The 24,619-nt window shown below is 57.7% G+C and carries 25 protein-coding genes; 17 read left to right on the top strand and 8 right to left on the bottom strand.

Annotated features, from left to right (window positions below; all coding sequences use genetic code 11):
- Positions 1-33 precede the first annotated feature (33 nt).
- The 12 genes from def (SJY29_RS13005) (at position 34) to SJY29_RS12950 (ending at position 10,549) form a co-directional block, all read left to right on the top strand.
- Positions 34-555: a peptide deformylase gene (def, locus tag SJY29_RS13005; RefSeq protein WP_400083634.1), complete on the top strand. Its 522-nt coding sequence runs from the start codon at positions 34-36 to the stop codon at positions 553-555.
- A gap of 9 nt (positions 556-564) precedes the next feature.
- The gene (def, locus tag SJY29_RS13000) at positions 565-1,020 is read left to right on the top strand and encodes a peptide deformylase (protein ID WP_400083632.1); all 456 of its coding nucleotides are present in this window, start codon (positions 565-567) and stop codon (positions 1,018-1,020) included.
- Positions 1,017-1,517 carry a peptide deformylase gene (gene def, locus SJY29_RS12995; RefSeq protein WP_400083630.1) on the top strand — a complete coding sequence of 167 codons (501 nt, stop codon included), beginning with the start codon at positions 1,017-1,019 and terminating at the stop codon, positions 1,515-1,517. Before def (SJY29_RS13000) ends, def (SJY29_RS12995) begins: the two co-directional genes overlap by 4 nt.
- A 53-nt stretch (positions 1,518-1,570) precedes the next feature.
- Positions 1,571-2,470, top strand: a complete 900-nt coding sequence (gene fmt / locus SJY29_RS12990) for a methionyl-tRNA formyltransferase (protein WP_400083628.1) — start codon at positions 1,571-1,573, stop codon at positions 2,468-2,470.
- Between the two features lie 152 nt (positions 2,471-2,622).
- Positions 2,623-3,417, top strand: a complete 795-nt coding sequence (locus SJY29_RS12985) for a L,D-transpeptidase (protein ID WP_286163721.1) — start codon at positions 2,623-2,625, stop codon at positions 3,415-3,417.
- A gap of 130 nt (positions 3,418-3,547) precedes the next feature.
- Positions 3,548-4,624 carry a hypothetical protein gene (locus SJY29_RS12980; protein ID WP_110278132.1) on the top strand — a complete coding sequence of 359 codons (1,077 nt, stop codon included), beginning with the start codon at positions 3,548-3,550 and terminating at the stop codon, positions 4,622-4,624.
- A 56-nt stretch (positions 4,625-4,680) separates the two neighbouring features.
- Entirely contained in the window at positions 4,681-5,772 is a 1,092-nt protein-coding gene (locus tag SJY29_RS12975; protein ID WP_400083626.1) for a hypothetical protein, read from the top strand.
- A 63-nt stretch (positions 5,773-5,835) separates the two neighbouring features.
- On the top strand, positions 5,836-7,779 hold the full coding sequence (locus SJY29_RS12970; protein WP_400083624.1) for an ATP-binding protein: 1,944 nt from the start codon (positions 5,836-5,838) through the stop codon (positions 7,777-7,779).
- Positions 7,780-7,869: 90 nt separating this feature from the next.
- A complete protein-coding gene (locus SJY29_RS12965) occupies positions 7,870-8,214 on the top strand; it encodes a hypothetical protein (protein ID WP_400083622.1) in 345 nt (114 codons plus the stop codon).
- A 1-nt stretch (position 8,215) separates the two neighbouring features.
- Positions 8,216-9,568, top strand: a complete 1,353-nt coding sequence (locus SJY29_RS12960; protein WP_400083620.1) for a DUF6638 family protein — start codon at positions 8,216-8,218, stop codon at positions 9,566-9,568.
- Positions 9,568-9,840 (top strand): hypothetical protein, encoded by a 273-nt coding sequence (locus SJY29_RS12955; protein WP_110278136.1) that lies wholly within the window; start codon positions 9,568-9,570, stop codon positions 9,838-9,840. The genes SJY29_RS12960 and SJY29_RS12955 overlap by 1 nt, the downstream gene beginning before the upstream one ends.
- 10 nt (positions 9,841-9,850) lie before the next feature.
- Positions 9,851-10,549 (top strand): DUF1523 family protein, encoded by a 699-nt coding sequence (locus SJY29_RS12950; RefSeq protein ID WP_400083618.1) that lies wholly within the window; start codon positions 9,851-9,853, stop codon positions 10,547-10,549.
- 78 nt (positions 10,550-10,627) lie between these two features.
- Here the strand turns inward: SJY29_RS12950 and SJY29_RS12945 are convergent, their stop codons facing one another.
- From SJY29_RS12945 to SJY29_RS12935, 3 genes are all read right to left on the bottom strand, one after another.
- On the bottom strand, positions 10,628-12,946 hold the full coding sequence (locus SJY29_RS12945; RefSeq protein WP_400083616.1) for an aldehyde dehydrogenase family protein: 2,319 nt from the start codon (positions 12,944-12,946) through the stop codon (positions 10,628-10,630).
- A gap of 3 nt (positions 12,947-12,949) precedes the next feature.
- On the bottom strand, positions 12,950-13,873 hold the full coding sequence (deoC, locus tag SJY29_RS12940) for a deoxyribose-phosphate aldolase (protein ID WP_321174714.1): 924 nt from the start codon (positions 13,871-13,873) through the stop codon (positions 12,950-12,952).
- A 176-nt stretch (positions 13,874-14,049) separates the two neighbouring features.
- The gene (locus SJY29_RS12935; protein WP_400083614.1) at positions 14,050-14,883 is read right to left on the bottom strand and encodes a helix-turn-helix domain-containing protein; all 834 of its coding nucleotides are present in this window, start codon (positions 14,881-14,883) and stop codon (positions 14,050-14,052) included.
- Positions 14,884-15,094: 211 nt separating this feature from the next.
- On the opposite strand from SJY29_RS12935, the gene rpe reads away from it, so the two are divergent.
- The 4 genes from rpe (at position 15,095) to SJY29_RS12915 (ending at position 18,899) form a co-directional block, all read left to right on the top strand.
- Positions 15,095-15,778 carry a ribulose-phosphate 3-epimerase gene (rpe, locus tag SJY29_RS12930; protein WP_400083612.1) on the top strand — a complete coding sequence of 228 codons (684 nt, stop codon included), beginning with the start codon at positions 15,095-15,097 and terminating at the stop codon, positions 15,776-15,778.
- A gap of 90 nt (positions 15,779-15,868) precedes the next feature.
- Positions 15,869-17,305, top strand: a complete 1,437-nt coding sequence (locus SJY29_RS12925; protein WP_400083610.1) for a DUF4153 domain-containing protein — start codon at positions 15,869-15,871, stop codon at positions 17,303-17,305.
- The gene (locus SJY29_RS12920; protein ID WP_400083608.1) at positions 17,302-17,982 is read left to right on the top strand and encodes a response regulator transcription factor; all 681 of its coding nucleotides are present in this window, start codon (positions 17,302-17,304) and stop codon (positions 17,980-17,982) included. Before SJY29_RS12925 ends, SJY29_RS12920 begins: the two co-directional genes overlap by 4 nt.
- Positions 17,967-18,899, top strand: a complete 933-nt coding sequence (locus SJY29_RS12915; protein WP_400083607.1) for a sensor histidine kinase — start codon at positions 17,967-17,969, stop codon at positions 18,897-18,899. Before SJY29_RS12920 ends, SJY29_RS12915 begins: the two co-directional genes overlap by 16 nt.
- A gap of 18 nt (positions 18,900-18,917) precedes the next feature.
- Here SJY29_RS12915 and bhcD read toward each other — a convergent pair whose 3' ends face one another.
- From bhcD to bhcA, 4 genes are all read right to left on the bottom strand, one after another.
- Positions 18,918-19,883, bottom strand: a complete 966-nt coding sequence (gene bhcD, locus SJY29_RS12910) for an iminosuccinate reductase BhcD (RefSeq protein ID WP_400083605.1) — start codon at positions 19,881-19,883, stop codon at positions 18,918-18,920.
- Between the two features lie 86 nt (positions 19,884-19,969).
- Positions 19,970-21,133 carry a 3-hydroxy-D-aspartate aldolase BhcC gene (gene bhcC, locus SJY29_RS12905; RefSeq protein WP_400083603.1) on the bottom strand — a complete coding sequence of 388 codons (1,164 nt, stop codon included), beginning with the start codon at positions 21,131-21,133 and terminating at the stop codon, positions 19,970-19,972.
- A gap of 13 nt (positions 21,134-21,146) precedes the next feature.
- Positions 21,147-22,118: a beta-hydroxyaspartate dehydratase BhcB gene (bhcB, locus tag SJY29_RS12900; RefSeq protein ID WP_400083601.1), complete on the bottom strand. Its 972-nt coding sequence runs from the start codon at positions 22,116-22,118 to the stop codon at positions 21,147-21,149.
- Positions 22,118-23,308, bottom strand: coding sequence for an L-aspartate--glyoxylate aminotransferase BhcA (gene bhcA, locus SJY29_RS12895; RefSeq protein WP_400083599.1), 1,191 nt, complete (start codon positions 23,306-23,308; stop codon positions 22,118-22,120). The genes bhcB and bhcA overlap by 1 nt, the downstream gene beginning before the upstream one ends.
- Positions 23,309-23,471: 163 nt before the next feature.
- On the opposite strand from bhcA, the gene bhcR reads away from it, so the two are divergent.
- On the top strand, positions 23,472-24,299 hold the full coding sequence (bhcR, locus tag SJY29_RS12890; protein ID WP_400083597.1) for an HTH-type transcriptional regulator BhcR: 828 nt from the start codon (positions 23,472-23,474) through the stop codon (positions 24,297-24,299).
- Here the strand turns inward: bhcR and SJY29_RS12885 are convergent.
- Complete coding sequence (locus SJY29_RS12885) at positions 24,296-24,574, bottom strand: hypothetical protein (protein WP_400083595.1); 279 nt, start codon at positions 24,572-24,574, stop codon at positions 24,296-24,298. The two genes, bhcR and SJY29_RS12885, sit on opposite strands and share 4 nt — an antisense overlap.
- Positions 24,575-24,619: the final 45 nt, after the last annotated feature.

Here is a 24,619-nt window from a genome sequence, read left to right as displayed (position 1 = left end):
GCGATGGGCGGCGCGACGCATTAGATCACCGCCATGGCACTGAAAAAAATTCTTATCCATCCCGATCCGCGCCTGAAAAAGGTCGCTACACCTGTGACTTCGGTGAACGACGAATTGCGTCGTCTCGCCGATGACATGCTGGAAACAATGTATGACGCGCCCGGTATCGGGCTTGCCGCGCCGCAGGTTGCGGTCATGGACCGGATGTTGGTCATGGATTGCGCCAAAGAGGATGATGCCACGCCAGAGCCGATGGTGTTGATCAACCCGGAAGTGGTTTGGACGTCGGACGCGCGGAATGTCTATGAGGAGGGCTGTCTGTCGATCCCTGAGCAATACGCAGAGGTCGAGCGCCCTGCCGAGGTTGAAGTGTCGTGGATGGATCTTGATGGCAAGACAAGACGCGAGCGGTTTGACGGGCTCTGGGCGACCTGCGTGCAGCATGAGATCGACCATCTGGATGGTAAATTATTCATTGATTATCTGCGTCCGCTGAAACGGCAGATGATCACGCGCAAGATGCAGAAACTGAAACGCGAAATGGCGCGGGGCTGACGCGTGGCGGTGCTTGAGCTGCGATTTGAGGGTGATCCCGTTTTGTTGGAAACGGCAGCACCCGTGCAACAGTTCGACGAAGAGCTGGCCGGACTGGTCCGCGATATGTTCGAGACGATGTATGCCGCTCCCGGTCGCGGATTGGCCGCGCCGCAGGTGGGTGTCAGCACACGGGTCTTTGTTGTCGATACAGATTGGAAAGATGCAGACCCGTCGCCAATGATTTTCATTAATCCGGAAATCGCAAATCAGTCCGAAGATAAGGCCGTCGGGACCGAGGCTTGCCTTTCGATCCCCGGTAAAAGTTTTGATGTCAGTCGTCCGCTTTGGGTGGAATTACGTTGGCAGGATCTAGATGGCGTGGCGCATCACGGACGGTTTGAGGGTGTGCAGGCGATTTGTATTTGTCATGAGCTTGACCATCTGAACGGCTTATTGGTTACAGAAACGGGCGTGCTGCAATGACACATCGTCCTTTTGTCATTTGGCCGCATCCGGCACTGCGTACCTCCGCGACACCTGTGGCGGACATCACCGACGAGGTGCGCGCGATCTGGGATGAAATGATCATTGCCATGGACAATATGCCGGGTGTGGGCTTGGCGGCGCCCCAGTTGGGCATTGATATGGCTTTGGCTGTCGTAGATGCCTCTGAAGGACGGGGTCAGGCGATCTGTATGGCCAATCCTTCTGTCTTGCACAGTAGTATCGAACCGCGCGTGCATGAAGAAGGGTCACCCAACCTGCCTGGTGTTTGGGCCAAAGTGACGCGACCTCGCGCCGTGACGGTGCGGTTTATGAACAAAGATGGTGCATGGGAAGAACAGGACTTTGTCGGTCTTTGGGCAACGTCTGTACAGCATCAGATTGACCACTTGGCGGGTAAGATGTTCTTTGACCACCTGACCCGGGTGAAACGGAATATGCTGATAAAGAAAGCAGCGAAATTGCAGCGGCGCTGATGTCGGGATGCGCGCCGCGCGGAAGTTTGACTGGACATGGAAAGACGGTGGTCATGCGTATAATTTTTATGGGTACACCCGATTTCTCGGTGCCGGTTCTGGATGCACTTGTTAATGCGGGTCACGAGATTGCGGCTGTCTACTGCCAGCCGCCGCGTCCAGCGGGGCGGGGCAAAAAGGATCGTCCCTCACCTGTGCAATTGCGCGCCGAGGCTTTGGGGCTGGAGGTGCGCCACCCTGTGTCATTGAAGGGTGCAGCCGAGCAGGCTGATTTTGCTGCACTGGATGCGGATATTGCTGTGGTCGTGGCCTATGGTTTGATCTTGCCTCAGGTGATTTTGGACGCGCCCAAAGCAGGGTGCCTGAACATCCACGCCTCGCTTTTGCCGCGCTGGCGGGGGGCTGCGCCTATTCATCGTGCGATTATGGCAGGTGATGCCAAGACGGGCGTTTGCATTATGCAAATGGAAGCAGGTCTTGATACTGGCCCCGTCTTGCTGTGCGATGAAACTGCGATTGGTGTCGAGGAAACCACCGGTGCGCTGCATGACAGGCTGTCGCAAATGGGTGCGGCGCTGATTGTTCAGGCGCTTGCACAGCTGGATCAGTTGACCCCGCAGGCCCAGCCAGAAGCGGGCGTGACCTATGCTGCGAAGATCGACAAGACAGAGGCACGGGTAGACTGGACGCAACCCGCAGCGCAAATTGACCGGCTGATCCGCGGATTATCCCCCTTTCCGGGCGCGTGGTGCGAAGTGGAAGGTGAACGCATTAAACTGCTCGGTGCGCGGCTTGCTGACGGTGAGGGTGTACCCGGGCAGGTGCTTGGCGGATTTCGGATTGCCTGCGGGAGCGGGGCGATCGAAGTGACCGAGGCCCAGAGAGCAGGCAAGAAAGCAATGGCTGCAGATGAGATATTGAAGGGTTTGGCGCTAGGGGATTTTGTCAGCTAGTGCGCTATTTCCTCAAGAACGGGGTAAGAACCGGACCGCGACCGTGTCAAATATCACGTTTTTACAAAGATGTGCGATTTATCGCCTGAGGTCGGTTTTGTCATCATGCCGGAGAGTGCTATCAGGGGATTCGGAAATTTCTGGGTAAAGTAATGACATCAGTGACGAAAATCACCCGCCGCTCATTCACGGCGATGGCAATGGCAAGCACGGCAGCAGCCTGTGCGCCGCGCGTTCCGGAAATGGAGATCGAGCCCGTGGCGCCGGTGTCATTTGTCGAGGGCTACGGCCCAATCGAGGATTCGGGTTATATCCTTCCCGGTATTCCGTCTGAATACCTACAAGGGGTGAATCGCCGGATGACCGGCTGGTACAACGGTGAGGCCGAACCCAACACGCTGGATGTCGATCCTTACGCCAAGTTCCTTTATCATGTCCGCGATGATGGCACAGCAACGCGCTATCCGGTCGGTGTGGGCCGCGCGGGGCGATCAATTCGCGGCTCGGCGACGATGCAATTCATGCGCAAGTGGCCGAGTTGGACGCCCACCCAGAACATGTTGCGGACAGAACCGGAAGTTTACGGTGATTTCGCTGCGGGTATTCCAGGCGGGCTGCGCAGCCCGCTGGGTGCGCGCGCGCTGTACCTTTTTCGCGGGTCGCGTGATACGCATTACCGTATTCATGGCACGAATGATCTGGAATCGATCGGGAATTCCGGCTCCGCCGGATGTATCCGGATGTTCAATCAGGATGTGATCCATCTTTATGACCAGATCGAGGCCCCGATGAAGGTTCTTATCCGCTCGCCCGAAGAGTCGCAGCGTGTTGACCCGGAGAATTTCGGCCGTGGCATTGAGCTGCCACCAAAGATCATTTCGGCTGAAGAACTGTTGGGTGAAGAGGCTGTTGCCAACGATCGCCCGCCAGTTTTTGACGACGCATAAGCCCTTTTCTTTATTGTCATTGACGTCCAAACTCGCTTTCGAGCCGGTGCGCTTGCGCGCGGCGTGATATTGAACGCAGGGGCCACAATACTTACGTCTCTGTTATAAAAGAATAAATGAGGGACGTTTTATGGCCAATTTCGAGACTCAGATTAAGGAATCTCAGGCACAGGTTGCCGAGGCACAAAGCAAAATTTCCGAACTGACCAGCCGGATCGAAATTGCGCGCAACAAGATGGCGGAAGGCACCGACATTTCGGTTGATATCGAAAATGCCAGTCTTGAAGACGTGCATGCCCATACCGAGCTGATGAATGCCAATATTGCCGAGCTGATCATGGGGCTTGATGACGTCACCACGGCCTTCTCCAAGGACTTTGACGAAATGCGCTCCAAGACCGGCATGGAGAGCTTTGTCGGCATCTTCAGCAAGGCGAAAGCCGATAGCATGCGTCAGGAGCGTATGCGCACGGCCTCGATTGATGACAAACTGCAGGATCTGATCAGCAAGTCCGATGTGATCATGAAGCTGCTGGAAGGGCAGTTGGCGGTGCTGAATGAGCAAAAGGTCAGTGTTGAGAAGAACCTGAGCGGGACGCTGGAAGAGCGCGAAGCTACGGTTGGTGAACTGGAAGCATTGCGTGCGGATATCCTCGCGATGGATCCCCAGATCATCACGCTGGAGAACAAAATCTCGGTCGAACAGGATGCTGCGGCGCGCACGAAACTCGAAACCGAGTTGGCGGCGTTGAACGGCAAATACAATGAAATGGTGCAGAACGAACAGGTGCAGTTGGCCAAAAGCCAGACGCTTGAGCGCTATATCGAGAAGGGCAAAACCTGGATCGACAGCCTGCAGAACCAGGCGGCCACACAGATGGTGCTGATCAACAAGCTCCAGACAGACACCAAACAGCGTGTTGTGCTTTATGATGCCTTGTCGAAGTCGTTGAAGACCGCGCAGCAGCAGGATGTGGCCCACAAGATCAACGAAATCGGTGTGAAAACGGACCAAGAGGCGCAGTCGGCAATGGCGGCGATTGGCTCTGCCACGAACGCCCGGATGGCCGATATGCTGGAAGCCCACGAAGACCACATGGTCTTTGCCCGCGAGGTGCTGGAGGCCAAGGCGAAAGCGGACGAGCGTTTCGTGCGCCGGTTCCAGGAGATCGTGAAGAAGCACGACAGCAATCAGTATGGGGCGTAGGGTGGGTGAAACCCACGCGTCCTGATATGACCGCCCCTGACCTCCAAGCCGATCACATGAAACTGGAAGATACCCGCGTTACGCGCCGGTATTTCGACAAGTTTGCCAAGATCACCAGCCATCTGACCAAGGTCGCCGCGACCATGGAAACCGAAGGGCGCTTTGATCGCAAAGAGATCGAGGTCATGGCGCGCTATCTGATCGGGCTCAACTGGACCTTCACGGCGCTGGCGCACAAGTACCATTTTGCGGGCCGCTTTGCGCATTCCGGCAAGCTGACCTTTGACCGGCATGAAAGCGGGTTTCCTGTGTATCAGGAACTGCTGGAGATGGCGAATGATGCGTTGCAAGCGGAACGTCACCTGACATCGCAGCCGGGCGTGGGTGATCTGAAAGACCAGATGGTGCGAGTGATCCTGAGCGAGCAGGAGATCCCCACGAAGCTGCAATATGCGTTGTCGCAGCGCCTCTACTACGAAGAACTGTCGCGCGGCGATCAGTTCTGGGCGCGCAATGATCCGCAATGCTTGTGGCGGGGAAACGAAGCGGACAGGCGGCGGTTTCTGGTGCATTGGGCGGTCTATGACAGTCAGGTGAACCTGCCCACGATCTACCTGATGGAATTGGAGGATACGGGACGGACCGGTCTGCCGAAGGATGAACAGCGCTGGCCCGAAGCGCAGGCGCATCTGATGGCGCAGTCCTTGGCGCATCTCAAGCTGCTGACGATTGCCAAAGGGTTTGACGAGGATTTTGACGACCTGCACCCGACCCGTTTGCGCCGGTTTCACATCGGGCCGATGTACAGTAATGCGTTTACGCGCCAATCGGGCCCGTTGCGCGACGTCTTGCTCGACGCCAACGCGCCCGCCGGTGAGGATTGGGCCTTGGTCTGGACCGAGGAAGAACTGCTGTCGGACCGCGTCGAGAATGTGAAATCGGGGTGGTTCGGCTCTGTTGAAAGGCAGATTTTTGCCTTGGATCCCTTTGAAGGTGGTGGCGCGGAAACAGGGGCAAGCCGGATGGAGCGGTCTTTGATCATGCCGGAACGTCCCTATCAGGCTTTGGCAGAGCGCAACCCCGCAGGGTTTCGCGATGTGCGCAAGTTCGTTGTCAGCGATACGGGACGGGTGTTGAGTTACAGATAGGGTGGGGCAAGACCCACCTTACGACGCGGCGCGGGAAGTGCCGAAAACGACAAAGAGGAAACGATGAGCCAATCAAGTGATCAAATGGAGCTGCGTGAAGACGATATCCGCAAGCACTATATCCCCGCTGCGGAAATGCTCATGCATCTCGATCATGCACCGCGACTGGCCAAGGCGCGCCTGTCGCTAGAGGCACCAGAAAAGTCACCCGATGTGGCGGCAACCCGCCGTCGGTTCCGCTCTACAACGCCGGGATTGCTGTCGCGCACTTCGGCGCCTTCGGGTGGTGTGCGCCTGTTGGACCGGATCGCCGAGAGTGATGACGATGACCCATTAACCTCGCCTGCACAGGCGGCGGTGGCACACGCGCTGCGCCGTGCGTTGTCGATTGCATTAACTGTAGCGGATGCCTTTTCGGATCAGACCGCACTGACCGAATTGAAGCGCATCAATCTTGAGGGCCGTTTGCCGCAGGAAAGGTCTGTTGAATTTACCGAGTACCTGACAGCGGAATCTCTGGTTGCGCTTTACACATTTGCCAATGCCTCATCGTTTCTCTTGGCCACACAAGGGAGTGAGCAAAGTGTCGATGTGGGGTCCGTGGAAGAAATTCTGACGGATAACGCGCCATTGGCGTTGCATGGAGCGATTTGGGAGCTGGATCAGAAGCTGGGCCAGTTTGCCAAGGATGAGGCGACGCTGATTGCCACCGTGCTTGCCTATGCCGAGCAGTTGATGGAAAGGGTTGCGCTGCGTGCTTCGACCGCGGGGCGTCTGGCGTCGTTCAATGCCGCCTCTTGGCGTGTGGAAGCGGATGATTTTGTGGTGCAGGGATTTACCCCTGCGCGCAAGGCCAAGGGCTCTACCCTGACCATGACCTTCAAGAAGCCGAATGAGGTCGTGGGCAATCACATCGCCAAATATCAGGCGATGAAGCTGTCCAAGATGCTGATGGCCTATGATTTTGACCGCAGACTGAACCCCTTCGCTGAGCTGGGCGGGTTCATCTTTACCTTTATGGGCGACGGCAAGCCCGGCACGGGCAAAACAACGCTGATCCAGATGATGGCGGGGTTGATGCATGAGTACTGTCAGAACGCAGGCTATCCGTTTCGCTATCAGAACCTGAGCACGGATAATATCGACAGCTATCAGGGTAAATCCGGTCAGAACGCCAAGGCGTTTATCAATAATGTGCTTGATCCCGGGGTGATCGGTTTCGGAACAATTGATGATATCGACCAACTGGCAGGCAAGCGGGGCGACCGGCAATCCTCGGCGGGGCAGTTGGAGATTACGGCCGTTTTGATGGAGAGCTTTGCGGGTGCCAATACAGTCGTGCGGGGCAACTGCACCTTCGGGATGTTCTCGAACTATCCCGAAAACGTGGATGACGCATTGCGTCAGCGTGCCGGTGCGCGGTTTCTGGTCGATGGGCCGCAAACGCGCGAAGACTATATCGATATCCTTTATCTGCTGATGGGCAAGAACCACGATATCCCCGTTGGCGCGCATGAGGTGTTCAGCGCGCAAGAGATCAAAAAGGCCGTTGCAGCCAGTTTTGACAGCCATTCCCGCCCGCATGAGGAAGGACTCCAACGGGTGTTCGAGCGGGTGCATGCGCAGGTTGGTGATCTGGATACGATTGCGAAGCTGGGGACCTATCTCAAAGGGATCCAGGAGGCGGATGAGCGGTTCACGGGTCGCGCGATCAAGAACATCACGGACGCGGTGAAAGTCCGCGCCATGGATTTCGAATTACCCGATGAATGGATGGAAGAGCCTGACCTGTTCCTGTTCAAGGATTATGACACCAAAAAGGGTATGATTTCAGAGCTACGCCAGCCGATCACGGTGGACATGGTGATACAAGAGATCAACCGCTACGCTGACAGCGAATTCCGCTATGCGGATAAATCAGACGAGGTTGCGATTGACGCGATGGTACGCGATTTCGGGCGGCAGGAGATTGCCAAGAAGCGGTATCTGGAGGGGAAGGGATCATGACGCATGACGCAGCCCCGGACTTGATCCGGGGCTTCAGCCTGAAAGACAGCAAGAAGTCCCGGATCACGTCCGGGATTGCGGTCAGGACATATGGCTGAGCTCCTGTCAGAAGGGCTTTTCCTGCCGGTGCTTGTTCTGGCAGGTGCGGCATTTGTGGTGCCGCGTTTGCTCGCACACGTGTTGCCCGAAGGCGTTGTGCCGTTGATGATGAATGCCTTGCTTTCGACGCTGGTTCTGTTTGCGTTGTCTGCGGCGTTCTTTGCGCTGCTCTATTTTTGGCAAGGGGTACCGTTGGCACAGCTTGCAGATGCGGGCCTCTTGGCGAGCATCGGGTTTTTTGGTCGCCTTGGCCTGATGGCCGCAATCATCTGGGCGCCGATCATGATTTTGTCGGTCGCAGGCCTGCCCCGCAAATGGGTCAAGGAGACGTGGTAGCATGGAGCTATTGATCGAAAAGGGATTGATGTTCGGCAACCTGATCCGCGTGGACTCACCGGTGCTGGTCGAACGCTACAATCGTGCGCTGAAACACCTCACAGGCCGTCAAACAGCACAAAACGTGTTCCATATTGATATTTCTGGCTACTCGCCAGAGATCGGCGATGAATTTGGTGACGACCTTTACCTTAACCACAAAGGTGTCAATCGCCAGTTCATTCTGCTGACAACCGAACAGGCGACAGCACCGCTTCTGAATGCGAAATTCTCGACCTCGCGTGGTATCCTGCGGCAGTTCATCGAAGAAAACCGCGCCGAGCTTTTTGCGCTGACGGCACGTGATGCGGTGGCCGGGGAGCTGGTGAATTCGGTTTATATGGCCGACACACCTGCCAAGCTTTTTGACATTCGCAAAATCACAATCGAGGCCGACACCACCAGCGGCACCGTCGCAGCCGCGGCCAAGCTGGGCGCGATGATTGACCGTTTCAAGACCGCACCTGATGGCTGGTATGATGACGTGCTGATTGCCGACATGATCGGCATGGCAAAGAAAACCGGCGATGTGGTGCGCAACCCAGTGTCGTTGCGCAGGATGTCGTTCGGACAGGAGAATTTCTGGACCGCGCATTTTGGCGGGATTTATATCTTTCGCGGTGTGGAGCATCCGGCGGCAATCGTGGCCGGCGCAAAAGATGCGGTGGGCGATCTGCCGATCCCCTATACTTTCGATCTTCGGGATCGCTCCGCCATTGCCAGGTTTCTGTCGCTTAATGATCTGGTCGAGCCGATCATCAAGGCACGCGGCATTGATGCGGCTGCCATCCTGCATCAGAAAATGGATTTCATCGTGGCCTCCGTGGCGGCCCAAATGCAAGAAGACCTGACAGGGGTCACGCGCCATGACCTGCGCCGTTTGGGACGACACTATGCCGCGCAACTGCCGCAGGAATGGCAGGGGCTTGCGGCACTCTTGCGCTGGGCCGAAGAGGACGGGCCGTGGCCCACGATTACATCGGACCATCCAGCCTATTTCTACACGCTGCGTGCCAAGTCGCATGTTGATGCGGATCTTGTGAACAGGCTCTTGGCCGAGCTGACGCCACTGGATATCCGTCAGTTGTTTATTTGCCATAAAGAAGCGTTCTATGCCGCCTATGCCCAATGGCTCGAGGAAAAGCAGGCCTATGTCGTTGATTTTCTTGACCATGAATACCAAGTCGATAAGGCGGGCGCACGCGCAGCACTGTACGGCCATGTCGATCCGGCGCCTGCGTTGCCGCGCGTTTCGCGGTCTGATTTGGTGGCGCGGGTCGGTCCATGGGGCGCGATTAGACGAGGAAGAGGGTAATGGGATTTATTAAACTGGTCGTCTTCGGTTTCATCGGGCTGACCGTGATTTATTTCTCGGTCTCGCTCTACTCACGCTCGGTTCGTAAAGAGCGGCTTGAGGATGAATTCGATGCCGAAAATCCTGACGGGGATCGTGAGGCCCGCGATGCTTTTGTCACCGAGGGGCTTAAGGCCTATGATGCGTCCATCCGGCCCAAGCTGATCGGGCTGGTCTATGTGGTTCCAACGCTCGCAATCGGGGCGATCGTTTACATGATAAACGCCAATTGAAGGACGTGTTATGCGCAAGATAAAGATCACATTCCGGGTAATCGTCTTTTTGATGATCGGTGGCCTGTTGCATTACGCGCTGCCGCAGCACGATGTTGTGCGTGTTGTGAATACCTATCAGGAACGGCAGGACCTGAACGACTGGACCCGTATTTTCTGGGCAAGGCCCGATGACCAGTCCGCAACACTGATCAACCGTGATGTGCAGTTTATCCAGACTGTCAAAATGCGGACATGGCTGCTGGGGTTTGTCCCGCGCGATACAACCGAGGTGATGGTTTATCGCAACGAGGATACCGGTTGGGGCTGGCCGTTCTATTTCAAATTTGACACAGCCAACCTGCAGACCGAGGCAGATGACCTCAGTTCGACGGCGCAAGACCCGCAATGGGCCGTGATGACCCACTACGGCTGGCGCAACGAGTATTTCTCGGCCTTTCCCAATGCCGTGGCAATCCGGCCCATCGACAACCCGAACGTGACGATCATTCCGTGGTTCAACATCTTCTTCTTTATCGCATTGATGGCCGCCCTCTTGTTCATCCGCGCCATGTGGCGACAGTTCCGCGAACGTTCGGTTGATCCGTTGCTCGATGCAGCGGAACACCAGTTCGATGAGGTGCAGGCCGAGGTTGCTCAGCGTCGCGGACGTTTCACCAAATGGCTGGATAGCTGGCGCGACAAGAACAAAAACCGCCCTGTGAAGTAGACGTTGTAGGGGGCTTTGCCCCCGCCGCGTACCGCGTCTCCCCCAGGATATTTTCGGGCCTATAATGGCCGAAGGTCTTTATTCCCCGTAGGGGATCCAGATGTTCTTCACCTCTGTGCTGGCGGCAAGATAGTCGCGGGCCGATGGCGTTAGCGCCTTGCCGTAGTTCACCCATGTGCGTTTGAGGTTGCCTGCGCTGCCCTGCTCGATCACAGCGCTCAGGTCGCTGCTTGAGAATGACCAGACCGCGTCAATGTCCAGATGTTTGGCCAGTGTCGGGGCAAGCTCGGCGTGGCTTCCGGTGAGGATATTGACCACGCCGGCAGGAACATCAGAGGTTTCGAGCACCTGATAGAAGTCAGTTGCTGCCAGCGGGAAAGGTTCGCTTGCTGCGAGGATCACGCGGTTGCCCATCGCGATCGCAGGCGCCATCGCGCTGATCAACCCGCCAAGCGGTGCTGCGTCGTCGCAGAGGACCCCGATGTTGCCAACCGGTTCTTTCATCGCCAGAGCGACGCCGCGGATCGGCACGCCATGCACTTGGCCGTCATACTTGTCGGCCCATGCGGCATAGATAAAGAGGGTGCGGATCGCACCTTCGACTTCTTCCGCGCCGCCACGCCCACCTGTCATCTGGTTGATCCGCGTGGCGAACTCCTCTGCGCGGGCCGAGAGGTTTTCGGCGACATAATAGAGGATCTGCGCGCGCAGGTGCCCTGTCGTCCTGGACCAGCCTTTGGCGGCGTTGCAGGCCTCAACCGCGTTGCGGATGTCTTTGCGATTGGCCAGCGATGCGTGGCCGAGCAATTTGCCACGGGGGCTGTAAACGGGGGTGGAATAGCCGCCATCGGGCCGCGCCTGTTTGCCGCCGATATAAAGCTTGGCCGTGCGATCCAGCGGATCGGCAGGGTGGCCGTCTTCGGTTGTGAAGGCTTTGATCTTCTTCAGCGCTTTGGCCGTGCCTGTCGGTTTGGTATACCCTGCCAACCCTTCCCATCCGCCTTCGCGCCCGAAACCGCTTTCGCGCACACCACCGAAACCGGCAGCGGCGTCCATCATATTGGTGCCGTTGACCCAGACGATGCCTGCGGCCAGTTTGGGCGCGATATCAAGGGCAAGGTTGATGTTTTCAGACCAGATTGATGCGGCCAGACCGTAGCGCGTGTTATTGGCGATCTCGACTGCTTCGGACGGGGTGCGGAAGGTTGTCGCGGCCAAAACAGGGCCAAAGATTTCTTCCTGCATCAGCGTTGAAGCTGGCGACAGGCCGGTGATCAGCGTTGGCGGATAAAAGCAGCCTTCGGGTGCTTTGACCTGATAGGTTTCACCTTCGGTATTGGCGCTGACCATTTTAGTGATTTGCGCCAGTTGGACAGGGTCAACGATGGCGCCCACATCGATGCATTTGTCCAGTGGATCGCCGATGCGCAGCCCGTCCATGCGGGCCTTCAGTTTTGTGTAGAAGCGCTCTGCGATGCCCTCTTGCACCAACAGGCGCGAACCAGCGCAGCAGACTTGTCCCTGATTGAACCAGATTGCATCGACGAGGCCTTCAACGGCGCTGTCAATGTCGGCATCCTCGAATACGATGTAAGGGGATTTGCCGCCCAGTTCGAGGCTGAGTGCCTTGCCTGATCCAGCGGTTGCCTCGCGGATTTTGCGGCCGACTTCGGTTGATCCGGTGAAAGCGATCTTATCGACCTCGGCGGCGACCAGCGCCGCCCCGGTTTCGCCGTCACCGGTGACGATGTTCACGACACCCGGCGGCACACCTGCTTGCGTGCAAATGTCGGCGAAAACCATTGCGGTGAGCGGGGTATATTCGGCGGGTTTCAGCACGACCGTGTTGCCCATCGCCAATGCGGGTGCGATTTTCCAAGCGAGCATCAGCAGCGGGAAATTCCACGGGATGATCTGCCCGCTCACCCCTATGGCCTCGCGGTCGGGGAGTTCGGATTTCATCAGCTGGGCAAAGCCCGCATGATGATAGAAATGCCGGATTGCCAAGGGCACGTCGATGTCGCGGCTTTCGCGGATCGGTTTGCCATTGTCGAGCGTTTCCATCACTGCGAGCAGGCGGGCATGTTTTTGCATCAGACGCGCGATGGCATAAAGGACACGGGCGCGTTTGTGGCCGGATTTGGACCAAGCGGGCTGTGCCTTGCGCGCGGCGGTGACGGCAAGGGCGATTTCTTCGGAAGTGCCCTTGGTGACTCCTGCCAGTCGTTCGCCGGTGGCCGGATTGTTAGTGGCAAAGTCGTCGCGCATGGCGCCCCATTTGCCGTTGATGTAATGGCCCGCGATGCCGTCATGATCGGCCAGCCACGCCAGCGCCTCGGCACTGCTTTCGGGGGCGGGGCCGTAATCCATGGTGTCGAATATTTCTTTAATGGTCATGGCTTATCCAATCGCGTGCCGCCACTGGGCGGAATAGGCGCCTGTGACGTGATGTTCGAGTTGCCGTTCGATGTCGCCCAGAAGGCTAGAGGCGCCAAAGCGGAAAAGATCAGGTTGCAGCCAGCGGTCACCCAGTTCGTCCTTGATCATGCTCAGATAAACCAAGGCATCCTTGGCCTTGCTGATGCCGCCGGCGGGTTTATAGCCGACTTTAATGCCGGTACGATCCTGATAATCGCGGATCGCGCGGATCATGGTAAGTGTAACAGGGAGAGTGGCATTCACCGGCTCTTTGCCGGTCGATGTCTTGATGAAATCGGCGCCCGCCATCATGCATACAAGGCTGGCACGGGCGACGTTGCGCAGGGTGCCAAGTTCGCCTGTGGCCAAAATCGCTTTGACATGCGCGTCGCCACAGGCAGCGCGCATTTCCTTCATTTCATCATAAAGCGCTTGCCAGTTGCCTGTCAGCACATGGCGGCGGCTGATCACGATGTCGATTTCCTGCGCGCCCGCGGCAACGCTTTCGCCGATCTCGGCAATGCGCAAATGGAAGGGCGAGAGGCCGGCTGGAAAGCCGGTCGAGACCGCCGCGACTGGAATATTCGTGCCTTGGAGCGCATCGACTGCCGTTGCAACCATATCGTGATAGACGCAGACCGCACCTGTGGTCAGGCCTTCCATCCCCAGCGCCTCAAGGATGGGTTGCGCAACAGGCTGGCGCGCTTTGGCGCAAAGACGCCGCACGCGGCCTTCGCTGTCATCGCCGGACAGTGTGGTCAGGTCCATCAGGCTGATCGCCTTGCAGAGCCATGCCGCTTGATAATCCTTCTTGACGCTGCGCCGTCCGGGCAGGGTTTGTGCCCGCCGTTCGATGGCCGAAGTATTGGCCTGCACTGCCATGACCCAATCCAGATCAAGCGGCATGCCGTCGTTGCGGGGTTCATGGACTTGCGGCAGTTGCGATGTCGCAAGCGTGGGGGAGTGGGTGGTTTGCAAGGTGGCCTCCTGCGGTGCCTCGTGAAGGTGGCACTTTGGCGCTGTATTGGCAAGGTTTGACCGCTTGGTCAAATATTATGTTGTCTGACCTGACGTCGCGCGGCTCAGGCCGGTTGTACGACCTGTTTTTGGTATTTTTGCCGATACTGCAAAGGGGTCAGCCCGTGGGCTGCGCGAAACAGTTTGTGGAAATGCGACATGTTGGGGATGCCGCAATCCGCAGCGATTTCGCTGATCGCTTCGCTGTCCGTGGTCAGGGCGCGGGCGGCATGTTCCATCCGGATGTGATTGATGTAGTCGGACGGTGTCTGCCCCAGATATTTGCGCATCATCCGGCTGACATGCGGGTGCGCTTTGCCCGTAATCGCGACCAATCCTGCGGATCCGTCGCGAAAGACCTCTGGTGATTTGGCGGCGTTGCAAGCGGTTAACAGCCATTCGGGGATCTGCGTGTCAAAGACGTTTGCGGTCAGGTCGGCACAGAGCGGCAGCAAGAACGCTTCGGCGGCAAGCGTGTCGCAAGGGCTATTTTCCAACTGTACGGCGGCATGGTTGAGTGCCGCCAGTTGCCGGATATCACGGTGCGTTTGCACAGGGCCTTGGGGGGCCCAGAACAAATGTCCATCGACGCTGGGGTGCCGCGCAACCAGCGCCTTGATGATATCGGGATGGATGCTGAGCGACACCACAAGCGCATGTTCGCCGCGTCCTTGCAGGGCGTGGGGCTGTCCCGGTTGAATAAAGACAAGCTCACCTTCGCCAAGCGTTTCGGCGCCACCGGCGAGATGATGGCGGACCATGCCGTTTTGTACCCAGAAAAGTTCATAAAAGTCGTGATCATGCAGTGTTCTGGGGCGTGTCGGCGCCAGCGTTGCCCGCGTCAGCCGGATTTGCGTGCCGGTGGCCAGGATGTCAGCATGAAAGAGCGTGTGTTTCATGAAATCAAATTAGCACAGTCATTGCTGCGGTGCAGCATGAAAAGACGTGTGATTTTGGCCGAAATAATCAAGGGATTCTGGGACCTTCATGCAATCTCTGTTTCGTGGTCCGCCATGGGCTGCATGAGTCAGGCCGAATCGTACGTGATTGGCGTGACAAACCGTCAGCGCCACGCTATGGCGTCCCCAACCCAATCAAACGAGGTGCCCCATGAGCTTTGACCGCACAATCAAGATCGCCCCGTCCATTCTCTCGGCTGATTTCGCCAATTTTGGCGCGGAGTGTGAGGCAATTGAAGCGCAGGGTGCCGATTGGGTGCATGTGGATGTCATGGACGGGCACTTTGTGCCCAACATCACCTTTGGTCCGGCCACCTGTGCCGCGATCCGTCCGCATATCAAAGGTGTCATGGATGTGCATTTGATGATTGCGCCGGTTGATCCCTATATTGAAGGATTTGCCAATGCCGGTGCCGATGTGATCACCGCACATGTCGAGGCTGGGCCGCATATTCACCGGACCTTGCAAGCCATTCGTGGTGCGGGTGCAAAGGCGGGTGTGGCGCTGAACCCCGGCACGCCTGCGTCCTCGGTTGAAATGCTGCTGGATATGGTCGATCTGGTCTGTGTGATGACCGTGAACCCCGGGTTCGGCGGGCAGAAGTTCATTCACAGTCAAGTTGAAAAGGTGCGCGAATTGCGCGCCATGATCGGTGACCGCCCGATCCATATCGAGATTGACGGCGGCGTTGATCCGACAACAGCACCTTTGGTCGCTGCTGCGGGTGCTGATGTTCTGGTCGCGGGCTCGGCGGTATTCCGCGGCGGGTCGGTCAGCAATCCGGCACCTTATGGCGAAAACATCTGCGCCATTCGTGCTGCTGCTGCGGTCTAGGACGCTCTGCACAAAACCTGCACAATTGCACAGCCTGCTTTGCACGGCGCACCCGTAGGACCTTTCTGACAAGAGCAGAAAGGAAAGACTATGGTTGTGCGCGGTGTGCCGTATCGGATTGCGAAAGATGCGTGGTGGCTGGATGACGAGGACCCGCCACGCGGGGTCCGTGCAGGGCCGGTTCTGATTGCAGCATTGCTGTTGGGCGATGTGCTGGTCTGGGATCTAAGGCCCGGGTTTGGCCTGGGCCTTTGGATGCTCTTAATAGGGGGCGCGGTTGCTTTGACAGTGGCGCGCAGGCTGACAAAGCGGCGTGCGTTCGCGGCGTTGGGAGTCCTGATTGTTGCGGTCGCCCCTTTGGTGGAAGTGGTCCAGTTCGGGACAGTGATGGTCGGTTTGCTGGGGCTGAGTACCTTCGCGGTGATGATCGTCGCTGAAGACTTGCATGGCGCCTCCCTTTGGCGCGCCGTTGCACGGCTGCCCGGCGTTGGGGCGGTTCAGTCCATCCGGGACGCTTTTGCCATACGCGTGCCGGCCTCCGCGCGGGGTGGTTTTCGCGGTGCGCTTTTCGACTGGGCCTTGCCTGTCTTGGCCGGGGCCTTGTTTCTTTTTCTCTTTGTTGCGGCGAACCCGCTTTTGGACCAATGGCTGTTGACCTTTGCAAGCACTGAATTTGATGTCCTGCCGGAGTTCGCGCGTGTTGTTTTCTGGCTGTTGATTGCATTTGCCATCTGGCCCTTGCTGCGGCTGACCCAAATCATGCCGCACTTGACCCGTGCTCACCCGAGCCAGATGCGCGCCCTGCGGTCCGCGTTTCTGAGTGAACGCTCGGTCAGTCGCGCATTGGTCGTCTTCAATGTGATCTTCCTGATCCAGACGTCGCTGGATGTGGGGTATCTTTGGGGTGGTGTCGCTTTGCCAGAAGGTATGACCTACGCGCAATATGCCCATCGCGGGGCATATCCTTTAATGGCGACGGCATTGCTTGCCGGTGTTTTCGCGCTCTTGGCGCAACCCTATCTGGGCAGCGGGGCGCTGGTGCGGCGGTTGTTGTATCTCTGGATCGGGCAGAATGTCGTGTTGGTGATCTCTTCGATCCTGCGGCTGGATCTTTATGTTGATGTTTATGGTCTGACGCGCCTGCGGTTTGCCGCCTTTGTCTGGATGGTTGTTGTGGCGCTGGGGCTTGTCTTGATCATCATGCAGACCGTCGGGCGACGCACCGTTGGTTGGTTCCTGCAAAGGGCCTTTGGTTTGGGCCTGCTGGCGATTTACCTGTGCAATCTGGTGAACATTGATGGCCTGATCGCGCGCCATAACCTTTCCGATGACCGTGGGCCTGATTTCTATCTTTGCGGGTTGAGCGAAGGGGCTGTTCCGGCAATCCTCAAGCATGATCTGGAAACTGGCACAGAGCTTTGCTTTAGCTATCGCCCCTTTCTGTCCCAGCGTGAGGATTGGCGTGAATGGGGCTACCGCAACGCACGCTTGCACCGTAGTTTGGCGACCATGGAGATTGAACAATGATCTTGGTTGCCGATGATGACGCCCAAATCCGCGCTGTTGTGCGGATCGGATTGACGCAGGCGGGCTTTGGTGTCGCCGAAGCGCCAGATGGACGTGCGGCGCTGGAAAAAGCCGAGAGCCTGCGCCCTGATCTGATTGTTCTTGATATCGGGATGCCTGAAATGGACGGCTTGGAAGTGTGCCGCACGTTGCGCAAGACGTCTCAGGTGCCGATCCTCTTTCTGACCGCCCATGTGGATGAGATCGACCGCGTTGTCGGGCTTGAACTAGGGGCCGATGACTATGTCGCAAAGCCGTTTTCACCGCGTGAGCTGGTGGCGCGGGTGCGTGCGATCCTCAAGCGCACACAGGGCGCGGTCGTCGCGCAAACTGTCCTGCGGCGTGGTATCCTGAGCGTCGATCCCGCGCGGCATTTGTGCCATGTGGGCGATGACACGGTTCTGCTGACTGCGCGGGAAATGGACCTGCTGGAACGTCTGATTGCACGCCCTGATCACGTGATGTCGCGGCCGCAGTTGGTGGACGCGATCTACGGCACCAACGTGAATGTCAGCGACCGGACAATGGATAGCCATTTGCGGAACCTGCGCGGCAAATTGGGGCAGGCCGGTTGCCCTGATGCGATCGAGACCGTGCATGGCGTGGGGATCAGGATGGGTGCATGCCGCGGCGCGTAATCCGCAAGTGGCGGCCTCCGCTGGCCTTGGTGCTGGGCGGGACGCTGGCGGCGGTATTTTTTCTGCCGCTGATCGGGATCGGCTATTTTCGCGTTGCGGGTGGTGTTCTGGGGTGGGGTGAGACCTCATGGATGATCGGTTTGATGGCCTTTGTTGCAACGGTGATCCTTGGGGTGCTGCTCTGGCGGTTGGTTTTGCAACCCGTGCGCGCCCTGACGGCCTATGCCCGCAATGAGGGTGCCAGTGATGCTCCCACGCACTTCGGCACGCCGGAGTTTTCGCAATTGGGCGAGGCTGTGCTTGAAATGACCGCGGTACTGCGGGGGCGGGAAACCGTGCTGCGCAGTTATGCGGATCATGTGACCCATGAACTCAAGTCGCCGCTCACCGTTATTCAAGGCGCTGCCGAACTGTTGGAAGACCCTGATCTGGAGGCCGCGGATCGTGTGCAACTGCTGCGCGGTATTCGCGAAAATACCGCACGCATGGAGGCGCTTCTGGACGGGCAGCGAGCGCTTGCACGGGCGCAGGATGTGATTGCGCCCGGGGAATGTCTTTTGAGCGATGTGGTCGGGGATATCGGACCGGCAGTTGTGTTGACCGACGGGTTGGTGCCCCTTCCACGGGATGTCATGGATGTTGTCGCCAGGCATCTGGTCGGGAATGCTTTGGCGCATGGGGCCAAAACGATCAGCTTTGACTATCAAGTTACGCATATAGTGGTGCAGGACGATGGTGCGGGGATCAGTGCCGGTAATCGCGACCGCATTTTTGATCCGTTCTTCACCACACGGCGGGATGCAGGCGGCACGGGCATGGGCCTGCCGATTGTGCGACAGATGCTTGAGACGCAGGGGGCCAGCATCCGGCTGCTTGATGCGCCGGGTGCCGTGTTTCGGATCAGCTTTGATGGGTAGGGAAGGCCCAGGCGTGCGCTAGAAATCGACGATTGTTGCGACACCTTTTTCAACCGCCAGATCGACGATCGAGGCTGCAACGGCCAAATCCTGCAGGCCTACGCCAGTGCCATCGAAAAGGGTGATTTCGTCTGCACGCGTGCGGCCCGGGTGGGTGCCGTTGATGACTGCACCAAGCTCATGCACATCGCTTTGCGCGATCAGACCGCTCGCAATCGCATGTTGCGCCTCGCCGATGGAGATGGATTGCGCAACCTCGTCGGTAAAGACGGTGGCGCGCGCCAGAAGGCTGGCTTCGACCTCTTGTTTGCCTTTGGTGTCGGTGCCCATGCAGGCGATATGTGTGCCGGGGGCGATGTGATCGGCCATGATGGTGGGCGCGAAAGTCGACGTGATCGAGATCAGGACATCGGCCTCGACCAGACCCTCAAGCGGGACGGCCTCGAAGGGTACACCGGCTTCACTGGCGACCTTTTCGATATTGGGCAGCATTTCGGGGTGATAGTTCCAGCCGATGACTTTTTCAAAGTTGCGCTGTTCCAAGGCGGCGCGCAGTTGGAAAGTGGCCTGATGGCCAGCGCCAACCATGCCCATGACCTTGGCGTCCTTACGCGCCAGATGTTTGATCGAGACCGAAGATGCCGCAGCGGTGCGCAGGGCTGTCAGAAGGTTCCCGCCGACCATCGCCTTGACCTTGCCGGTATCAGGATCAAACAGAAAGACCGTCGACTGGTGATTGATCTCGCCGTGCTTTTCAAGGTTGTTCGGCCAATAGCCGCCCGCCTTAAGGCCAAGCGCCATGCCTGCTTTATCGAAACCGCCTTTAAAGCCGTAAAGCGCATCTTCATAGCCGATCGCTTCGCGGATCACAGGAAAGTTGTAGGCGCTGCCTTTGGACATCGAGGCAAAGACTTTTTCGACAGCCTCAAACGCATCGGCACGGGTCAGCAGGCCTGCGATTTCTTTTTCGGGAACGATAATCATGGTCGTGGTCTTTCATTGACGGCCGCTCATCCAGCCCTTGCGGGGCTGTCTTCGCGATGAGCGACCGATAGGGAGGGAAGAGCGCGTTAGTAGGCTTTGCCGCGTGCGGACACAGGCCACAGCGTTTCAACCTTGCCGTTGCGTACACCCACATACCAGTCATGCACGTTGCAGGTCGGGTCACAGTGGCCCGGCACCAGCTTGAGCTTGTCGTTGACCTTCAACACACCGTCCGGGTCGGCAACCACGCCGTGTTCGTCCGAGCATTTGACGTATTGCACGTCCGTGCGGCCAAAGATCGTCGGCAGACCACTGTCGACAGACTGTGCCTTCAGGCCCGCGTCCACGATGGCCTTGTCGGCCTTCGCGTGGCTCATCACGGAGGTCAGGATAAACAGCGCGTTTTCCCATTCGCCTTGGTCAATGCGCTTGCCGTCCTTGTCGAGGATGCGGCCATAGTCCGCGTCCATGAAAGCGTAGGATCCGCACTGCAATTCGTTGAACACACCAGAGGCGCTTTCGAAGTAGTAAGAACCTGTGCCGCCGCCGCCGACGATGTCGGACTCAATGCCTTCGGCCTTCAGCATTTCCAACGTTTCGCGCACCTGATCAATCGCGATCTGGGTTTTGCCCTGACGCTCCTCGTAGGAATCAAGGTGCTGCATTGCGCCCTGATAGGCCTGAATGCCTGCGTACTTGAGGCCCGGTGCCGCGTCGATCGCCTTGGCCAGATCAACAACAGGCTGGCCGTATTGCACGCCACAGCGGCCTGCGCCTACGTCGATTTCAACGAGGCATTCGATCTGTGTGCCATGCTTCATCGCTGCGGCTGACAGATCTGCCACGTTGTCGATGTCGTCCACACAGCAAATCGTACGCGCGCCAAGTTTCGGCATCCGTGCAAGACGGTCAATCTTTTCAGGCTGGCGAACCTGGTTGGACACCAGGACATCCTTGATGCCGCCACGGGCGAACACTTCCGCCTCTGACACCTTCTGACAGCAGACACCAACCGACCCGCCAAGGCGTTCCTGCAGCAGCGCCACATCGACAGATTTGTGCATCTTGCCATGTACGCGGTGGCGCATACCGTGCGATTTCGCAAAATCACCCATCTTTTTGATGTTCCGCTCCAGCGCGTCCAGATCAAGCACGAGGCAGGGAGTCTGGATGTCCGCTTCATCCATGCCAGGCAGGGCAGGGACGTCGTAGCCGACTTCGAGGTTCTTGAGGTTGCTCATATCGTTCATGGGTCTTCTCCCTTTAACCTTGCATCCAAGGCAGTTTATCGAGGTCGACGTTGCCGCCGGTGATGATCACACCGACACGCTTGCCGTCGAATTTGTCTTTGTTCTTCAGGATTGTGGCCAGTGGCACAGCGCAGCTTGCCTCCATCACGATCCGCAGATGTTTCCAAGTGATCTTCATCGCGTCGATGATCTCTTCCTCTGACGCGGTGTAAATATCGGTCACGTAGTTGGACACGAAATGCCATGTCCGTTCTTTCAGCGGTACCAAGAGCCCGTCAGCGATGGTTTTTGGCGCATCATCCGCGATGATATGGCCCGCTTTGAAGCTGCGGTAGGCATCATCGGCCTGTTCCGGTTCGGCGGCGATGATCTGCACCTCGGGCGCGAGGGTCGACAGTGTCAGGCAAGTGCCGGAGATCATACCGCCACCACCGATGGGGGCGACCATCATCTCAAGCCCGTCCACCTGCTCCATGAATTCCTTGGAGCACGTGCCCTGTCCTGCAATCACCCGTGGATCGTTGTAAGGGTGGACAAAATCGCCGCCCGTTTCGGCCTGCACACGCGCGAATGTTTCCTCGCGTGATGTGGTCGAGGGCTCACATTCCGTGATCACCCCGCCATAACGGCGCACCGTGTCTTTTTTGGCCTGCGGTGCTGTGCGCGGCATGACCACGTTGCACGGAATGCCCCGGCGCATCGCGGCATAGCTGAGGCAGGATGCATGGTTGCCCGAAGAGTGGGTGGCCACGCCATGCTTGGCCTGCTCATCCGTCAGTCCAAAGACTGCATTTGCGGCACCACGCACCTTGAACGCCCCCGGTTCCTGGAAGTTCTCGCATTTGAAAAACAGTTGCGCGCCGGTCAATTCATTGAGGTAGTCCGAAGTGCGGATGGGTGTACGGTTGATATGCGGCTTGATGCGTTCATGCGCATCAAGCATGTCCTGATAGGTCGGAATATACATGTCTGTCTGATCTTTCATTATGCTGCATCCCGCAATTTCAGGCCTGTTGACCCGCGATAGTATTCCTGTGCTGCCGCCACGCCAGAGCCGAGTTTGATATCAAGACCAAGGTCGACCATGCACATCTCGGCGGTGGCAATGCCGGACAGCGCCATGACATCTGTCATGCTGCCAAGGTGGCCGATCCGGAAGACTTTGCCAGCCACTTCGCCAAGGCCAACACCGAATGCGACGCCATATTTTTCGGCGGCATGGGTGACGATATCGGTCGCGTTAAACCCTTCAGGTGTTTTGATCGCACTGACCGTGTCGGAATAGAGATCAGGGGAAGCCGCGCAAAGTTCCAGCCCCCAGGCATCCACGGCGGCTCGTACACCAGATGCGATCCGGTTGTGCCGCGCAAAGACGTTCTCGAGACCTTCTTTCAGCAACATCTCGGTCGCAAGAAGCAGCCCGTTCATCAGACCGACCGCGGGCGTGTAGGGATAGGCATTGGCCGCATAGCCCTTGGTCATATCAGCGATGTCAAAGAAGGTGCGCGGCAGTTGCGCCGTCTTGCTGGCCGCCAGCGCTTTTTGGCTGAAGCCAACAATCGCGAGGCCCGCAGGCAACATAAAGCCTTTCTGCGAACCCGTCACCGCAACATCAACGCCCCACTCATCAAAGCGGAAATCCATTGAACCGATAGAGCTGACCCCATCCACAAAGAGCATTGCAGGGTGGTCCGCGGCATCCAGCGCTTTGCGGACGGCAGCGATGTCTGATTTCACGCCGGTTGCGGTCTCGTTGTGTGTCGCAAGCACTACTTTGATCTTATGCGCGGTGTCCGCTTTCAGGATTTCTGCGTAACGGTCCGCAGGAATACCTTGGCCCCATGGGGTCTCAACGATCTGCATATCCAGCCCGTGCCGCTGGCACATATCAATCCAGCGGTGGCTGAACATCCCGTTGCGCGCCGCCAGAACCGTATCGCCGGGAGACAGGGTATTTGTGAGTGCTGTCTCCCATCCGCCGGTACCGGTAGACGGAAAGATGAAGACTTCAGCCGTGTCGGACTTCAGTATTTCCTGAACGCCCGCACGCGCTGGGTGCAGGATTTGCCCGAAAAGCGGTGACCGGTGGTCAATCGTCGGCATGTCGCAGGCCTTGCGAATAGCCTCGGGCATATTCGTCGGGCCGGGAATAAATACGGGGTTCTGAAAGCTCATCGTCCAATCCTCCATTGGGTTGATCGTGTTTTGCCAGAACAGACCCTGTCTGCATATTTTTTTGAAATTGTTTTTCAGAAAGTGACTGCATGAGAAAAATGTTTGTTGTCAGTGCTTTGTATTTTTCATAATGTGAAATGTAATTTCAGATATGAGAAAAATCATGGAAGAAGAGGTAAAGCGTGGCCGTGGCCGCCCCAAGGCATGGGACGACAAGGGGGCGCAGAATACGATTAAATCGCTTGATCGCGCGTTAGAGGTACTGGTCCAGTTGGGTGAAATGCAAGGCAGCACCCTGTCCGAAATTGCGGGCGCCCTTGGGCAATCCCCCGCAACCGTTTACCGTGTTCTGACCACATTTCAGGGTCGCGGCTTTGCCGACTTCGATCCGCAAAGCCAGGTCTGGAGCATTGGCCCCGCTGCATTCCTGACCGGATCAATGTTCCTGCGCCGCACGTCGCTGGTCGAACGCGCACGGCCCATCATGCGTGATCTGATGGAGGCGACGGGCGAGACTGCGAACCTTGGAATCGAACGGGATGGTCAGGTGCTCTTTTTGGGGCAGGTTGAGACGCACGCAACAATCCGCGCTTTCTTTCCGCCCGGGACCGCATCAGCGATGCATTCATCGGGCATCGGCAAAGCGTTGCTGTCACGCATGGACGACAAACGCCAACGTGCAGTGCTGGCCGCCGGCAAGCTTGAACAGTTTACACCGCATACGCTGACCGATCCCGAAGCCATGATCGCCGATCTGCATGCGACCAAGGCGCGCGGCTATGCTTTTGACGGCGAAGAACGCAACATCGGCATGCGGTGCATCGCGGCCCCCGTCTATAATGTCTTTGGCGAGGCGGTGGCGGGAATTTCAGTCTCGGGTCCGACGTCACGGATCACCGATGACCGGATCGCGGCCTTGGCCGAAGATGTCATGGAAGCCGCAGCGCGCCTGACCCGCGCGATTGGCGGAAACAACCGGCCGGCAAGCTAGCGTTTGCTGGGCCGGATGGCGCTGTCGCGATAATTCGGATCGTCGCTGAACGGGTGGTCGTGATCTGGCATGGTAGGTTCAGGTGCAGCATGGGGTTGTGACTGTGTCAGCTTTGCCCAGAGCTTGCGTGCAAGAAACTGGGCAATAACCACAAGCACCATAAACGCGCCGAAAGCGGTCAGGATCGACCCTGCGCTGACGTCGATGCAGGCATCACCTGCGCCAAAGGCGATGGCATAAAGGATACTGACTGTTTCAGTGCAGGTGGTGAGCATACGATCCCCGTTGGCTGAATACAGCCAGACTAATCCGCGTGGATA

Origin of the sequence: Yoonia sp. R78084, from assembly GCF_044595625.1 — a bacterium.
Classification (GTDB): Bacteria; Pseudomonadota; Alphaproteobacteria; order Rhodobacterales; family Rhodobacteraceae; genus Yoonia.
This window is presented reverse-complemented; position numbering and strand designations above follow the sequence as displayed.

Excerpts from the sequence above, each read along its gene's own strand:
- def (WP_400083634.1), top strand. The coding sequence starts at position 34 with ATGGCACTGAAAAAAATTCTTATCCATCCCGATCCGCGCCTGAAAAAG.
- def (WP_400083630.1), top strand. The coding sequence starts at position 1,017 with ATGACACATCGTCCTTTTGTCATTTGGCCGCATCCGGCACTGCGTACC.
- fmt (WP_400083628.1), top strand. The coding sequence starts at position 1,571 with ATGCGTATAATTTTTATGGGTACACCCGATTTCTCGGTGCCGGTTCTG.
- SJY29_RS12985 (WP_286163721.1), top strand. The coding sequence starts at position 2,623 with ATGACATCAGTGACGAAAATCACCCGCCGCTCATTCACGGCGATGGCA.
- SJY29_RS12980 (WP_110278132.1), top strand. The coding sequence starts at position 3,548 with ATGGCCAATTTCGAGACTCAGATTAAGGAATCTCAGGCACAGGTTGCC.
- SJY29_RS12975 (WP_400083626.1), top strand. The coding sequence starts at position 4,681 with ATGAAACTGGAAGATACCCGCGTTACGCGCCGGTATTTCGACAAGTTT.
- SJY29_RS12970 (WP_400083624.1), top strand. The coding sequence starts at position 5,836 with ATGAGCCAATCAAGTGATCAAATGGAGCTGCGTGAAGACGATATCCGC.
- SJY29_RS12965 (WP_400083622.1), top strand. The coding sequence starts at position 7,870 with ATGGCTGAGCTCCTGTCAGAAGGGCTTTTCCTGCCGGTGCTTGTTCTG.
- SJY29_RS12960 (WP_400083620.1), top strand. The coding sequence starts at position 8,216 with ATGGAGCTATTGATCGAAAAGGGATTGATGTTCGGCAACCTGATCCGC.
- SJY29_RS12955 (WP_110278136.1), top strand. The coding sequence starts at position 9,568 with ATGGGATTTATTAAACTGGTCGTCTTCGGTTTCATCGGGCTGACCGTG.
- SJY29_RS12950 (WP_400083618.1), top strand. The coding sequence starts at position 9,851 with ATGCGCAAGATAAAGATCACATTCCGGGTAATCGTCTTTTTGATGATC.
- SJY29_RS12945 (WP_400083616.1), bottom strand. The coding sequence starts at position 12,946 with ATGACCATTAAAGAAATATTCGACACCATGGATTACGGCCCCGCCCCC.
- deoC (WP_321174714.1), bottom strand. The coding sequence starts at position 13,873 with ATGCCGCTTGATCTGGATTGGGTCATGGCAGTGCAGGCCAATACTTCG.
- SJY29_RS12935 (WP_400083614.1), bottom strand. The coding sequence starts at position 14,883 with ATGAAACACACGCTCTTTCATGCTGACATCCTGGCCACCGGCACGCAA.
- rpe (WP_400083612.1), top strand. The coding sequence starts at position 15,095 with ATGAGCTTTGACCGCACAATCAAGATCGCCCCGTCCATTCTCTCGGCT.
- SJY29_RS12925 (WP_400083610.1), top strand. The coding sequence starts at position 15,869 with ATGGTTGTGCGCGGTGTGCCGTATCGGATTGCGAAAGATGCGTGGTGG.
- SJY29_RS12920 (WP_400083608.1), top strand. The coding sequence starts at position 17,302 with ATGATCTTGGTTGCCGATGATGACGCCCAAATCCGCGCTGTTGTGCGG.
- SJY29_RS12915 (WP_400083607.1), top strand. The coding sequence starts at position 17,967 with ATGCCGCGGCGCGTAATCCGCAAGTGGCGGCCTCCGCTGGCCTTGGTG.
- bhcD (WP_400083605.1), bottom strand. The coding sequence starts at position 19,883 with ATGATTATCGTTCCCGAAAAAGAAATCGCAGGCCTGCTGACCCGTGCC.
- bhcC (WP_400083603.1), bottom strand. The coding sequence starts at position 21,133 with ATGAACGATATGAGCAACCTCAAGAACCTCGAAGTCGGCTACGACGTC.
- bhcB (WP_400083601.1), bottom strand. The coding sequence starts at position 22,118 with ATGAAAGATCAGACAGACATGTATATTCCGACCTATCAGGACATGCTT.
- bhcA (WP_400083599.1), bottom strand. The coding sequence starts at position 23,308 with ATGAGCTTTCAGAACCCCGTATTTATTCCCGGCCCGACGAATATGCCC.
- bhcR (WP_400083597.1), top strand. The coding sequence starts at position 23,472 with ATGGAAGAAGAGGTAAAGCGTGGCCGTGGCCGCCCCAAGGCATGGGAC.
- SJY29_RS12885 (WP_400083595.1), bottom strand. The coding sequence starts at position 24,574 with ATGCTCACCACCTGCACTGAAACAGTCAGTATCCTTTATGCCATCGCC.